The 15024-nt window shown below is 35.1% G+C and carries 12 protein-coding genes and 1 pseudogene; 3 read left to right on the top strand and 10 right to left on the bottom strand.

Translation table 11 applies throughout. From position 1 onward, the window contains the following. The first annotated feature begins 7 nt into the window (after window positions 1-7). Genes lpxB through M2326_RS15305 form a run of 3 tightly spaced genes read left to right on the top strand, consistent with a single transcriptional unit; the run spans window position 8 to window position 3685 of the window. Window positions 8-1126: a lipid-A-disaccharide synthase gene (gene lpxB / locus M2326_RS15315; RefSeq protein WP_264620419.1), complete on the top strand. Its 1119-nt coding sequence runs from the start codon at window positions 8-10 to the stop codon at window positions 1124-1126. Between the two features lie 10 nt (window positions 1127-1136). Next, entirely contained in the window at window positions 1137-1616 is a 480-nt protein-coding gene (locus tag M2326_RS15310) for a C40 family peptidase (RefSeq protein WP_264620418.1), read from the top strand. 35 nt (window positions 1617-1651) lie between these two features. Next, window positions 1652-3685 carry a ComEC/Rec2 family competence protein gene (locus tag M2326_RS15305; protein WP_264620417.1) on the top strand — a complete coding sequence of 678 codons (2034 nt, stop codon included), beginning with the start codon at window positions 1652-1654 and terminating at the stop codon, window positions 3683-3685. 7 nt (window positions 3686-3692) lie between these two features. Here M2326_RS15305 and M2326_RS15300 read toward each other — a convergent pair whose 3' ends face one another. The 10 genes and pseudogenes from M2326_RS15300 to M2326_RS15255 all read right to left on the bottom strand — a co-directional run. After that, on the bottom strand, window positions 3693-4982 hold the full coding sequence (locus M2326_RS15300) for a DASH family cryptochrome (RefSeq protein WP_264620416.1): 1290 nt from the start codon (window positions 4980-4982) through the stop codon (window positions 3693-3695). Then, complete coding sequence (locus tag M2326_RS15295; protein WP_264620415.1) at window positions 4979-6511, bottom strand: cryptochrome/photolyase family protein; 1533 nt, start codon at window positions 6509-6511, stop codon at window positions 4979-4981. The genes M2326_RS15300 and M2326_RS15295 overlap by 4 nt, the downstream gene beginning before the upstream one ends. A 3-nt stretch (window positions 6512-6514) precedes the next feature. After that, window positions 6515-6652 (bottom strand): DUF2256 domain-containing protein, encoded by a 138-nt coding sequence (locus M2326_RS15290; RefSeq protein ID WP_108740161.1) that lies wholly within the window; start codon window positions 6650-6652, stop codon window positions 6515-6517. Between the two features lie 3 nt (window positions 6653-6655). Then, the gene (locus M2326_RS15285) at window positions 6656-7369 is read right to left on the bottom strand and encodes a YqjF family protein (RefSeq protein ID WP_264620414.1); all 714 of its coding nucleotides are present in this window, start codon (window positions 7367-7369) and stop codon (window positions 6656-6658) included. Then, on the bottom strand, window positions 7366-8856 hold the full coding sequence (locus M2326_RS15280; RefSeq protein WP_264620413.1) for a cryptochrome/deoxyribodipyrimidine photo-lyase family protein: 1491 nt from the start codon (window positions 8854-8856) through the stop codon (window positions 7366-7368). Before M2326_RS15280 ends, M2326_RS15285 begins: the two co-directional genes overlap by 4 nt. Continuing rightward, entirely contained in the window at window positions 8846-9502 is a 657-nt protein-coding gene (locus tag M2326_RS15275) for a flavin reductase family protein (RefSeq protein ID WP_264620412.1), read from the bottom strand. Before M2326_RS15275 ends, M2326_RS15280 begins: the two co-directional genes overlap by 11 nt. Window positions 9503-9656: 154 nt before the next feature. Next, window positions 9657-10121: a thioredoxin family protein gene (locus M2326_RS15270; protein WP_264620411.1), complete on the bottom strand. Its 465-nt coding sequence runs from the start codon at window positions 10119-10121 to the stop codon at window positions 9657-9659. Window positions 10122-10175: 54 nt separating this feature from the next. Next, window positions 10176-11981, bottom strand: a complete 1806-nt coding sequence (locus M2326_RS15265) for a peptide MFS transporter (protein WP_264620410.1) — start codon at window positions 11979-11981, stop codon at window positions 10176-10178. Window positions 11982-12017: 36 nt separating this feature from the next. Continuing rightward, complete coding sequence (locus M2326_RS15260) at window positions 12018-13562, bottom strand: peptide MFS transporter (RefSeq protein WP_264620409.1); 1545 nt, start codon at window positions 13560-13562, stop codon at window positions 12018-12020. A gap of 1 nt (window position 13563) precedes the next feature. Next, window positions 13564-14928, bottom strand: a pseudogene (locus M2326_RS15255) (S9 family peptidase); the annotation flags it as partial. Window positions 14929-15024 lie beyond the last annotated feature (96 nt).

Here is a 15024-nt window from a genome sequence, read left to right as displayed (position 1 = left end):
ATATTTCATGAAATATTATATTATTGCAGGAGAAGCTTCAGGTGACTTACATGGTTCCAATTTAATGAAAGCTTTGTACAGGGAAGATCCCCAAGCCGATATTCGTTTTTGGGGAGGTGACTTAATGGAGCAGGTAGGAGGTACGCTGGTCAAGCACTACCGTGAATTGGCATTTATGGGATTTGTTGAAGTGATTTTTAACCTCAAAACCATTTTGGGCAATATAAAGGTCTGTAAAAATGATATTTTAAAATATAAACCTGACGTAATTATATTTATAGATTACCCTGGTTTCAACATGCGTATTGCACAATGGGCTAAGGAACTGGGCATCAAAACGCATTATTATATTTCGCCACAAATTTGGGCTTGGAAAGAAAGCCGAATCAAAGCTATCAAGCGGGATGTTGATAAAATGTATGTAATTTTACCTTTCGAAAAAACTTTTTACGAAGACAAACATCATTTTCCAGTTGAATTTGTTGGACATCCTCTGATCGATGCCATATATAACCAAAAAGAGGTGGGGGCAACACAGTTTCGATCTGAAAATAAATTATCAGATAAACCAATTATTGCTTTGTTACCAGGCAGCAGAAAACAAGAAATCACCAAAATGCTTTCGGGTATGTTGAGTATTGTCGATGATTTCCCAGACTATCAGTTTGTGATAGCAGGTGCACCAAGTCAAGATTTTTCGTTTTACGAACCTTTTATCACAAAGGAAAATATTGAATTTGTTTCGAATAAGACCTATGGATTATTAAGAAATGCCACTGCAGCTTTGGTTACTTCTGGAACGGCAACTTTGGAAACAGCCCTGTTTAAAGTACCCGAAGTGGTTTGTTACAAAGGAAGTTGGGCATCTTACCAAATTGCAAAACGGATTATTACCTTGAAATACATCTCTCTCGTCAATTTGATTATGGATGAAGAGGTGGTTACAGAATTGATTCAAGATGAATTTAATTCGGAAAGTATAAAACGGGAATTGACTAAAATTCTAGAACCCCATTATCGAAAAGATCTTTTAATAAAATACGACCTATTAGAGCAAAAACTGGGAGGCTTAGGAGCTAGTGAAAAAACAGCTCAACTCATTGTTAGCGATTTAAGAATAATATAATTATTTCCATTTGAAAAAAATACTTTATTTACTGGCCTTTACGGTAGTTCTAGCTTCCTGCAAATCAGGTTCAGCTGCCAGTAGCAGAATAAGTTCTAATTCCTTGGCCGATAAAATTGTAAACAGCGCCAGTAAACATATTGGAGCTCCTTATAAAACAGCTGGGAAAACACCTTCTGGCTACGATTGTTCGGGTTTGGTGTATAGTACTTTTGGTGAATTTGATATTCAACTGCCACGAACATCATACAGTCAATCTAAAACGGGGAAATCACTTGGGCAAAATTCTAATAAAGCAGCAAAGGGCGACCTCATTTTTTTTAAAACTAATAATAGTTCTCGTGTCAATCACGTGGGAATCGTAACTGATGCGACCAATGATGAGATAAAATTTATTCACGCCTCTACTTCAAGAGGTGTTATCATTTCTTCTACTAAAGAATCCTACTACGAAAAAAGCTTTACTCAAGTCAATAGAATATTAGAATAAATTCATTGTTGTATTAAGAAAATCAGTACTTTAGAATGATGAAAGTACTTCAATTTCCATTAACCAGAATCGCTATAGGTTTCCTACTAGGAATCCTTTTTGCATATGGGACATTGTTGAATTACTATCTTGGATATACATTACTTTCTATTTCGACCCTTATGTTAATTGTTGCTTATTTCTTTGAAAAGAATCAGGCAAAGGGAAATCTGTTTTTCGGAGTCACAACACTATTCGTAAGCTTTTCTATGGGAGTAATGTCACTCATAATGCATACGGACACTTATCAAATATCACATTATACCCATGAGGCTTCCTATTTCGAAACTGAAAATATAATTGTAGCAAAGGTACAAGAGCGAATAAAAAGTACCGAAAAGAGCCATCGTTTCCTTCTTTCAATAATTCAAATTAACGATAAAAGAGCTTCTGGAAAAATTATTTTAAACCTACAAAAACAAAAAATAAATAAATCCATCATTGTAGGTAACCAATTAGTGATTAAAGGGAAAATTATTCGTAACAAACCGCCCTACAATCCGTCATTATTTGATTACTCTCGCTATTTGGAGAACAAACAAATTTATGGGCAATTGTATGCAAATCAACAATCACTATTGGTGAGTCCAATTGTTACAAAGGATCTATTCTATTACTGTTCCCAACTGACGACTACAATTATACGAAACCTAGAGAATAGTCATTTTGACCCTCAATCGTTATCGGTTGCTATGGCCTTAATTTTGGGGCAGAAACAAGATTTATCTTCCGAGGTTTTACAGGATTATCAATATGCTGGTGCCATTCATATCTTGTCGGTTTCAGGATTACACATTGGTTTCTTATTGTTTTTCTTGAATTTTGTTCTCAGTCCTATTCCAAATACCAGGAAGGGATCATTAATCAAATTAGTACTCAGTATTGGTTTACTTGCTTTATTTGCGATCATTGCGGGCTTATCTCCCTCTGTAATTCGCTCTGTGGTTATGTTCTCGTTTATTGCCTTAGGGTATTACCTCAGACGAAATACGTATATTTACCATACCATCATTGTTTCTATTGTATTAATTCTGTTGTTTCAACCCTATTTTTTGTTTGATGCTGGTTTTCAGTTGAGTTATTTGGCAGTATTTTTTATCATTTGGTTGCAGCCTCTACTTTCAAGTACTTGGACACCAAAAAACAAAGTACTTCAATTCGGCTGGAATATCCTTACAGTTTCTTTTGCTGCTCAAATCGGAACTTTACCTTTGAGCTTATTTTACTTTCACCAATTTCCAAGTTTATTTTTTATAACCAACTTGTTTATTCTGCCCTTCTTGAGTATAATTATGATTTTAGGAATTGTAATCATGCTGCTCGCTGCATTTAATATCGCTCCTACGATTTTCGTTTCGACTTTTGAATGGAGTATTTCTAGCATGAACAAAATTATTGCTGAAATTGCTTCCTTTAAATCCTTTGTATTGCAAGATATTCCATTTAATACGTACTTACTAATCAGCGCGTATCTCCTTATAATTACTTTAATTATTTGGTTCGAAAAACCAAAATACAACAAACTTGTTTGGATCTTTATCGCCATAATTGCATTTCAACTTTCGTACATGAAAACTGCATACGACAATAATAATGGACAAGAGTGGATTGTCTTTAGTCAGAAAAAGAATAGCTTGATTACAGAACGAAAAGGAAGTAAGGTGCGTGTTTATGCCAATGATACTTTGAGTAAATCCCTTATAAATACTAATTTGAAAAGCTACTTGGTTTCCCATTTTGCTATTGTTGATAGTAGATCATCAATACCGAATGTATCTTATTTTAATGAGAAAAAAATATTGATTATAGACAGTCTAGGAATATATCCCAAAAACTGCAAACCAGATATTCTTCTTTTAATACAATCTCCAAACATCAATTTGGATCGGTTGTTAGCAACAATACATCCCAAAATAATTGTAGCCGATGGAACGAATTATAAAAACATACAGCAAAACTGGAAAAAAACATGTCAAAAAAACAAAATCCCTTTTCATGCCACAGCTGAAAAAGGATTTTATAAAATGTAAATAAAAGTTATGTTAGCCATAAATCTCTAAAGGTTCGATCTTTGTCATAATCTTTGGCTTGCTTTTCAATATTAAAATAACGGTTTCCGCGCGGGTCATTGCCCACACCGGCGAGATACGCCCAGTTTCCCCAATTGCTACATACATCATAATCTATAAGCTGCTCCTCAAAATAGGCAGCGCCGTATCGCCAATCTAGCTTTAAATCATTGCATAAATAGCTGGCAACATTTTGTCGGCCTCGATTGCTCATGAAGCCTGTCTTTTTAAGTTCAATCATATTGGCATCAACAAAATCAACTCCCGTTTTTCCGTCTATCCATTTTTTCAATTTCTTTTGATCTATGCTTAAGTCCTGTGCCTCCTGCTCTTTTATTCCTCCTTGCAAAAACAATTTATGATTGTATTTTTTCATTACAAATCGAAAATAATCGCGCCATAGCAATTCAAAAACCAACCAATAGGTAGATTCATTTGCTCCATTTTGTGTTTCATATTCCTTTAGGTGGTGGTAAATCATTCTTGGCGAAAGACATCCTAGCGCCAACCAAGCCGAAAACTTAGAAGAATAAGATTCACCTACCATTCCGTTGCGTGTTTCTTTGTAGGTCGAAATTAATTTTGTTTCATAAAAGTAATGCTGAATACGCTGGAGTCCTTGCGCTTCTCCGCCTTTAAAATGCAGTGCTGCTCTAGAATCTATTTTTTGTGCTTTCAAACCCAAATCTGCAAGTGACGGAAGCTCAAATGGCGGTGTTTCAGGACAGTTTATAGTTTCCGGAGCTTCAAAAATTGTTCTGATGGTCGACTCTTTTTCTGCTTTTTTTCGGAATACAGTAAACACATCTGGAATATCTTTTATACCAAATGGTAAATCCTCGGCATGATACAAAGTACTTGTACTGACCGTTTCAAATTCGCATTTCTTTTTGAATAGTTCGTTTTGAACCAATAGCTCTGTTCTTTTTTCTTCGAAAGCTACTTCTCTCTTGGCAAAAACCTTGGTTATTTTATAGTCCGCTACAAGCTTCGGAATTTCGATTTCAGGCTTTCCCCTTAAAAGTACTAAATTGGCTCCTCGTTTTTGTAATTCCTTTTGTAAATCGACCAAAGCTTCAAGCAAAAAGGCAGCTCTATAACTTCCTGTCTTTTTAAAACCAAAATCAGTTGTTTCAAAATGTGCATCATCAAAGCAATAAACAGGTAAAACAAATTCACTTTCCTCTACTGCTCTCAAAAGTGTTTCGTTATCCTGAATTCGTAAATCTGTTTTAAACCATACTATACTTTTCATCATAAATCATTTATATTTTCTAAATAATAGTGCGCTTGTTCTAGTAATTCAACTTTTTGTTCCGGCTTCATCTTTCGCCAAACATTATACATCATGCCAATTCTGGGATTCTTACTTAACTTGGCTTCGTGCTTATCATAAAAATTCCAATACAAACTATTAAAGGGACACGCTTTGTCACCCGTTTTCTTCGCTTTTTGATAGAAACAGAAACCACAATAATGGCTCATTTTATCAATATAAGCTGCTGAACTCACATAGGGTTTTGTACCCACAATACCGCCATCAGCAAATTGGCTCATTCCGCGCGTATTGGTAATTTCGACCCACTGAATTGCGTCCATGTATATACCCAAATACCATGCATCAACCTCGTCAGGATCTACTCCTGCCAATAAAGCGAAATTACCCGTGACCATTAATCGCTGAATATGATGCGCATATCCAAAATCCAATGATTGAGTGATACTCTGCTTCAAGCAATTCATCTTAGTTTTGCCCGTCCAAAACCAATCTGGTAGTCTTTCTTTATTTTCGAAAAAATTTAAGGTTTCATATTCTGGCATTTTCAACCAATAAATTCCTCGCATGTATTCGCGCCATCCCAGTATCTGCCTCACAAAACCTTCGACTTGGTTAATGGCTATTTTATCTTGATTTGCTTCCCATTCGAAAATAACCTTTTGAATTACTTCTAAGGGGGAAATCATTTTTGTATTCATCGAAAAAGATATTCTCGAATGGTATAATGACCATTCATTTGGTGTCATTGCATCCTGAAAAGTTCCAAATTGAGGCAGAAATTCGGCAACAAAATAATCCAACAGTTCCAATGACTGCTTCCTATTGATGGGCCACAAAAAACGTTTGGAGTCAATCGTTCCAATCGTTTTACAGTTGGCATCTCTGATTTCTTGCTCGATTGCGCTAACCTCATTTTCAAATTCAAGCGGTGCAACAGGCTTGTGATTTTTGGGTAATTTCTTCCGATTGTCTTGATCGTAATTCCATTGACCAGTTTGTGGCTTATCACCATCCATTAATAGTTGGTGCTTTTTACGCATGTAACGGTAAAAACTTTCCATTAAAAATGTCTTCTTTCCTTCAAAAAACGTAGCCAGCTCATTTCTTTCGCTCAAGAAATGCTCTGTATCATCGGCTTGTGATTCCATTTTCAACCCAGCGCAAAAATTGATCAAGACTTGATCCAGTCGATACTCATCTGGCAATTGATATTCAAATTTCTCGAACTTATTGTCCTTCAGTATTTGTTCTAAATTAAGATCGAATGCTTGTAAGTTGTCAGCTTCGTTGAGCTTGATGTAAATAACATTGTGTTTTTGGACAGTCAAATTAGCCGCAAATTCTCGCATTGAAGCAAAAAATCCAACTACTTTTTGAATGTGGTGTGCAGCATAATCCGTTTCAGAACGTACCTCCATCATCACATAGGTCACCTGAGGGCTAGTAGTTTGAAGCCAAGAATGGTTGCTATTTAATTGATCTCCTAAAATAAGTCGAAGGGTTTTCATATTTTATTTGGTATTTCTACAACGTTCACTACAATATTTGACTGCATCCCAGTTTTTCTCCCATTTTTTCCTCCATGAAAATGGCCTTTGACAGACCACACAAATTTTATCGGGCAAATCAGCTTTTTTTACACCTTTCATGTTCTAAATTTTATTGCGTTTCCAGTTGATCAATACTGCTGAACCTTCGGCTAAGAAAGTTGCAGTGGGTTGCGTTTGGTTTAAAACTTTAAAATCACTTCCGTACATACTTTCAAAATCACAATCGATAACCTGTTCTACAATAGCATTTATTTTCCAGCTCGGATGCGCTATTTTGTATTCCATGGAAATTTTGTCATCAACTTTGGTATACCCATAATAATGTTCGAAAATAAATTCTTCAAAACTTCCTTTTAACATTGCTGTTTGTGCCAGCGATGCTTTGACATTAATACTGTTCCATTTTTTATTCACCAACCATTCGTACTTTATATCTTTATGATTTGCATCAAAATGCCATTGATGACGTGTTGGTATGGTGGTATAATGCTCTTTGTACAAGGCATTGGCCAACCAAGCAACTGGTTTGTAGGGCACCGTTTCGTTTATAAAAACTACACCTCTTCGCAGCTCATTACCAATTTTTCGATACACATAAAATCGCAAATTAACTTCTTCAAAAGTTCCTAGTGAGAACATCGGCACATTAAATATTTTGGTGTTTTTGAACATAAAACCAACCAAACTCACGTATGCCTTACCGTCATGAAGATCTAAACTAACCCCTTTTGGTAGGTACTTAGACAAAATTTCGGGCGCTATTTCATAGTTTGCCATGATTATATTCTCCCAGTTTGCTCTTAAAAATACACTCATATTTTCTTCTTTTTTCGGGTTGTAGTGGTATTAACGTGCTTTTTTAAAATTCGACTACCTTCTTGTTTTGCAACCACTGATTGCCTTAAACTCCAAACAAGCTCACTTGCTAGCTTGCGGGAGGACTCAATATCTACTATTGGATGCGGGTAATCGTCTCCTAATCGAAAGTCATATAATTGCTGCTCCATTTCACTCAATTTCCACGGTTCATGCAAAAAATTGAGTGGTACATTTTTTAATTCAGGCAACCATTGTCTGATGAACTCCCCTTCGGCATCATGATCTTCGGAGTTTTTTATCGGATTGTAAATTCGTATTGTATTGATACCGGTAACTCCTGCCTGCATTTGCAATTGCGGATAATGAATACCTGGTTCATAATCTAGAAACTGACGGGCCAAAAAATGCAATTCGCGCCAATCTTGCCACAGATTAAATACGAAAAAAGAAACGACCATGGCTCGCATCCTGAAATTAATATAACCCGTAGCGACTACGCATCGCATACAAGCATCTACGATAGGAACACCGGTTTTACCTTCTTGCCAAGCCTTGATAAATAGCTCGTTTTTTGGTTTTATAATCGAATCATAAGCTTTGTTGATATTCTCAAACTCCATACTACATTCATCTTCAAATTTTTGAATGAAGTGGCAGTGCCAAAACAAGCGGGAAACAAAATTTGACAACGCCCTTTTGTTTGTTGCATTCTCATAATTCTGCATCGTATATTGGTACACCATCCGCATGCTGATATTTCCATAGGCAAGGTAAGGTGATAATCTACTGCATCCCTTGCGACTCAAGCTAGGCTTAGAGATGTGTTTACTATAATTGACAGATCTGGTTTTAATAAAGCTATCCAAGTATCGCCATGCCCAATATTCACCACCTTCTTGGAAATTGGTGTTTCTAGTTGTAATGTCTTTCGATAAGGAACCTCCTTTTAACTCTTCATATAACTCCTCTGGTATTTTTGCAAATGCCATACGATCCAATGCAACCGTTTTTATTGGCTCTGACATTTTACTACTCCAGCGCTCTTGCCAGTTGGAGCGGTTTTTTAATTTTCTAATGACTCCATTGGTTTGGAACTCCCTCCAATGTATACCCTGTTCTTGAAACACTTTTTTCATGACGATATCGCGATCGTATGAAATTTTGTTACCAATTTCTTGGTGCGAAAAAACAGTTTGAATATCAAAAAGCGCTATTAATTGCTCAAAACCAGCCTTTACTTCTTTATTAAAAAAATAAATTTTAGTCTGATGTACCAGCAATTTTTCCTGCATTGCTGTGATAGACTCATAAATGAATCGCCAATGCCTTGAATCGCTATCCTCATATTCCATTAGCGAAGGCTCAAAAAAATAAATAAGAAGCACCGGATATCTCGCCTGCTGTGCTTCATAAAGTGGCTCGTGATCTGTAAAACGCAAATCACGCTTGAACCACACAATATCTATTTTTTCTTTACTCAACATATTTCATATTTACCGCTACGGTTGGTCTGTCCGGTTTTGCATAAGCCAATCTACTAAGGCGTTGCGTAGAATGATAACTATCAAGACCACTACATGTTACTGTATCAGCCTTTTCTATATCGATAAAACCATCGGTACAGAGGCAATCTTCGGGATAGTGGATGGAGTCAATTTCTCCAATAACCAATATTGTTCCGTTAAGTTCGATATCTATTTTTTGCTTGAATTTCATTCCTATTTGAATGTTACTCTGCTTTACAAAAGGTGCCGTAAAATCCTCTTTATATTCGGCTGTTAAATTGGTAGCATCAAATTCTGACACATCGGCATCGTAACGAGCAGAGGTTTGATGTGCTTTTTCGAAAATATCACTATTGATATGATTGATGGTATAGCAACCGGTTTCTAACAAATTGGTTAGCGTGTGCCTCTCGACAGAATCTGGCCTTGTTATAAAACCAAGTAATGCAGGACTTGACCCCAAATGAATAATTGAACTAAAAATGGCCAGATTCTCAGAACCTTTGCTATTGACTGTACCAATTAGGTTGACACATTTAAAACCTACAATTGCATTGATTAAATTGACCCGTTGCCTGCTGTCCATGGACTCAATTTGGGTGGCTGATATACTTTTTTGACTCATCTTTATAGAACTTTAGACTTTTTGTTTAATGTTTTCAATACAAAGTTAAACAAAAAATATTCAATTCTTAGCATTAAAAGAATAAAGTGAGGCCAAAAAAAAATCCCCTTTCGATCAAGATCGAAAAGGGATACTATATTTTTATAAAGACTTTTTATTTTGCCTTCAAAATTCCGTTTGCTTCGGCTAACCAAGCTTGTGGGCCTCCAGCAACATAACCTGTTTTACCGAGGGCTTTAAAGTTTAACCTTCCGTCTTTTTCTTTTACAACGTTCGAAAAGAAAACAGTTGGAAAACCTTGAATTTGAAAAACTTGTTGCAATTCTTCATTCTGTTTTTTGATTTCAGGTGCTTGAGCTGTTCTTCTAGGATAGTCTAACTCGACTAAAACCACTGAAGCTTTTGCCCATTTTTTGAATTCAGGAGTTAACAAAACTTCTTTTTGAAGTCGAATACACCAGCCACACCAGTCGCTACCTGTGAAAAACATCATCATAGGTTTTTTCTCTTTATTGCTAACTTCGATAGCCTCTTTGATGTTTGTATGCCATTTCAATTCTTGTGCTTGGTTGCTCGCTATTCCAATAAAAAACAATGCTATCAAATATATTTTTTTCATAACTAATTAATTTATTTTACAAATTTAATCAAAAATAGTACCACTAACTGTCGCCTATTTTACACCATGCATTAATTTTTTAATAACAGGAGTCATAATAATAGAAAAAACTGCTACTATCAGAGAAATAATAGTTAACATCCAAAAGAAATAACTCAAACCATGTTCGTTTGCTATCTTGTCGATATTTTCTCCGAATTTTCCTGCACCCTTCATACCAATTGCTACAGCCAAATACCAAACACCAAACATAAATGCAATCATTCTTGCTGGTACTAATTTACTAACGTACGATAATCCTACAGGCGAAATACATAATTCTCCCATGGTATGAAATAAGTAAACTAAAATTAACCAAATCATACTAACCGAAGCAGTTTTTGCTCCAGGTGCAATTCCGTCTGCGCCAACTGCAACGCACGCCATTCCTAAAGCCAATAATCCCATACCGATTCCGTATTTCATATTTGCAGAAGGATTGTATTTACTTTCCCACCATTTAGAAAATAATGGCGCTAACGAAATAATAAATAACGAATTTAATGTTGAGAACCAAGTAGCTGGAACTTCTGTAATTGCTTTGGTTACTTTTTCTATTTTTAGCATCGATAAAGTTTCATCTGTAAACGAAAGGAAACCTGCTGTATAAAAATCTTTCATTAACATCCAAATTGCAATAATCCAAATGATTACAAAACTAGTTCCTAAAATTATATTTGCAACGGCGTAGGTTTTGAATGTTTGTTTAAACAACAGATATAAAACCCAAGTGATTATTGCTAAAGGTACAATTGTGATAAGCGAATTAATTATCAAGAAAAACGTACTCCAACTTCCGGTCAAAACTCTGTCGGTATAATCACTAGCGAAAATGGTTAGAGAATTTGGAGATTGCTCAAAAATTGCCCAAAAGAAAATAGTTAAAAATGCAAAGAAAGTTACTGCGATTAATTTTTCTCTTGTGATTTTAGAATAATTCATCAATCGTTTCACTAATAAAACTATAAATAAAACTAATGCAGAAACGATTGCAATGTTGTTTCCGTTTTCTCCTAAGAAACTAAAAATATTAACTTCTCCGTTAGATATTTTAGATGCTGGATCGTTAATAATCCATAATAATCCTAATGCGGAACAAATAACAATTATTGCAAGTTCTAATTTTGTAAAAGGATTTCTGGTATCTGTATCTTCTGCTTCTGATCTTGCTTTGCTTTCTGCAGTTGGTTTTAAACCGATGTCGCCAAAAATATTTTGAGACAACCAAAACTGTAAAGTTCCAAAAAACATAAAAATTCCTGCTAATCCGAAACCGTAACTCCAGCCTACTTTTTCACCTAAATATCCGCAAAGTAAAATTCCAAAAAAAGCACCAGCATTTACACCCATATAAAATAAAGTGTAAGCACCATCTTTTTTCTCTGGTCGATGTTTGTACATTTCCGATACGATGGATGTCATGTTTGGCTTAAAAAATCCGTTACCAAAAACAAGTAAAACCAATCCTAAATAAATAGAAAATTCCGTCTCTAACGCCATCGAAGCATGACCTAAAGTCATTAAAAATGCGCCGACAACAACTGCCCAACGAAATCCGATAACTTTATCTGCAAAATATCCGCCAAGCATTGTTGATAGATAAACTAAACCAACGTAAGAACCAAAAAGTGCCGAAGCATTTTCTCTTGTCCATTCCCAACCACCGGCAGAATATGATGCGGTTAAAAATAATATTAAAAGTGAACGCATTCCATAAAAGGAAAAACGTTCCCACATTTCTGTAAAAAACAAAACAAATAATCCTGCTGGATGTCCTAAAACAGGATTTTTGAAAAATTGATCAGTTGAATTTTGATTCATAAATATTGGGTTTGTGTGACAGTAAAAGTAATATAATTAATTGTTTAATTCTTTATCTACGCCGTGCATTAATTTTTTAATAATTGGAGAAATTAGTAACAACAATGCGCCAAAAGCTAAACCAGTATAAAATAAGTATTCGAATAATTTAAGGTAACTCTGTTTGGCTACATTTAAATCTGGAGCTAAACCGTTAGATGTATCTACCGACGCAATATTTGCTAAAACCGATGCAATAAATTCTGAACTGGCAGTTGCTAAAAACCAAACACCCATCATAAATCCTACGATTTTTACGGGTGAAAGTTTAGTAACTGCAGATAATCCTACCGGAGACAAACTCAATTCGCCACAAGTATGTAAGAAATAGGCAAGTACTAACCAAATTGCTGCTACTTTTCCTGCGCCAGAAACGTTAATTCCCATAACTAAAGCGCCAAAACCTAAACCGACTAAAGCCAAAGCTAAAGCAAATTTTACAGCAGTATTTGGATTGTATTTTCCTAAACTTGGCCAAATCCAGGCAAAAACCGGTGCAAGCAAAATAATAAATAAAGCATTAAAACTTAAAAACTGACCTGCAGAAACTTCGTATCCAAAAATTGTTCTGTCTAAAATTCGGTCTGCAAATAAATTCATAGATGTATAAGCTTGTTCAAACAATGCCCAAAACACAATAGTAAATACGATTAAAATGGTAAGCGCAATTAATTGTTGTCTTGCTTTTCCGTCTAATTTGGTTGCAGCATAATATACAATGTATAAAAAAGAAACACCACCAGCTAGTTGTAAAGATAACGAAACGGCTTCGTGGTTTTGAACCATTTGCCAAAACAATAACGACGATAAAATACTAACAAAATAAATTATGTATTCGTTTTTAATTCCGACTGTTTTTTGCTCTAAGAAAAGCGGATTTGGAGATTCGCCATTACCCATAAGTAATTTTTTACCAGAAATAAATGTAATTAATCCAAAGAACATTCCAACTCCAGCTGCGCCAAAACCGTAACTCCAACCATATGTTTCACCTAACCAAACGCAAATTAAAGTTGCCAAAAACGAACCAAGATTAATTCCCATGTAAAAAATGGTAAATCCAGAATCACGTCTTTTATCGCCAACCGAATATAATTCTCCTACTAAAGAAGAAATGTTAGCTTTTAAAAATCCGACTCCAACAATTATCAGTGAAAGCGAAAAATAAAATATTTGTAAAGCAAGATTGTCTCGTGTAATTTCTCCGGTTATAGATTGGGTTGCGGCATTTCCTTCATAAGCCATTCCTAAATGCCCTAAAACCAACATGATTCCGCCAAATACAATTGCTTTTCTAAAACCAAGATATTTATCGGCAATAAAACCACCAATAACTGGTACGGCATAAACTAATGCTGCATAACTTCCTATTAATAAATTTCCTGATTGATCAGAAAATAAATGGTATTTTGTAAGATAAAAAATCAATAAGGCCTTCATTCCATAAAATGAAAATCGTTCCCACATTTCTGTAAAAAATAAAATATAAAGTGCTTTTGGATGGCCAAAGTAAGTCTGTTCTCCCGTTTCTGTATTTGTCATATTATAAATTTTCTTTGATAAAATTTGTCATTTTGGTATATAATTGTAACCTAGTTTTCCCACCATATATACCATGATTCTTGTCGGGATAGATTTGTGAATCAAATTGTTTGTCGGCTTGAATCAAAGCCTCCATCATTTGCATGGTGTTTTGCACATGTACATTATCATCTGCGCTACCGTGAATCAATAAATATTTTCCTTTTAATTGCTTTGCAAAATTAATAGGTGAATTATCATCATAACCGCTAGGGTTTTCTTGAGGCGTTTGCATGTAACGCTCTGTATAAACCGAATCATAAAAACGCCAGTTGGTTACTGGAGCCACGGCAATAGCCATTTTAAAAACATCATTTCCTTTTAAGATGCAGTTTGAAGACATGAATCCACCGAAGGACCAACCGAAAATTCCAATTCTACTTGCATCAATATAGCTGTAAGTCCCAAGAACTTTGGCCGCCTCGATTTGATCTTCTACTTCAAATTTACCTAGTTGTTTGTAGGTTACTTTCTTGAACGCTTCTCCTTTGTAGCCCGTTCCACGACCATCAACACAAACTACTATATACCCTTCTTGAGCAAGCATTTTGAACCAATAATCGTTTGTACTATTCCAATCATTTTTAACTTCTTGTGATCCTGGACCTGAATATTGGTATATTAATACTGGATATTTTTTTGAAGCATCAAAATTCACTGGTTTGATCATCCAAGCATTCAATTCATTGTTTTGTGCCGTTTTGATGGACATAAACTCTTTTGAAGGTAAATTATAAGGCTTAACTATTGCCAACAGCTCTTCATTCGATTCAATTGACTGCAACTCTTTCCCTGAATTAGAATCATTTAAGGTATACGATGCGGGTTGATTTACATTCGAAAAGATATTAATATAGTACTTATAATTGGGGCTGAAGGTTGCCTTATTGGTTCCTGCTTTGGTAGAAAGTCGTTTTTTATTTTTTCCGTCCAAACCTACACGGTACACATCGCGATTGATAGCACCATTTTCAACCGATTCGTAAAAAACAGTTTTTGATTTTTCATCTAGACCATAAAAATCGGTTACTTCCCAATTTCCTTTGGTTATTTGGCGTACTAGTTTACCGGTTTTATCATACCAATAAATATGGTTGAAACCATCTTTTTCACTCGACCACAAAAATTGATTATCAGACATGAAATACAAATTGTCTTTGTCTACAAAATCAATATAGGTTTTGCTTTTTTCATTTAACAGTACATTTGTTTTCGCCGTTGTAGCATCTACAAGTAAAATATCAAGGTCGTTTTGATGACGGTTTAATACAATAACCGAAACTTTTGACGCATCATTGGTCCATTTGATTCTTGAGATATAAAAATCTTTTGAGGTAAGCAGTTAGTTACATATAATCTCCTTTTGACAAATATTATCTGCTTTTACCATTCTTTTGATTAAATTATTGAATATTGTGTCTTT

The sequence above is a fragment of the Flavobacterium psychraerolatum genome (genome assembly GCF_025960985.1).
GTDB lineage: Bacteria > Bacteroidota > Bacteroidia > Flavobacteriales > Flavobacteriaceae > Flavobacterium.
This window is presented reverse-complemented; position numbering and strand designations above follow the sequence as displayed.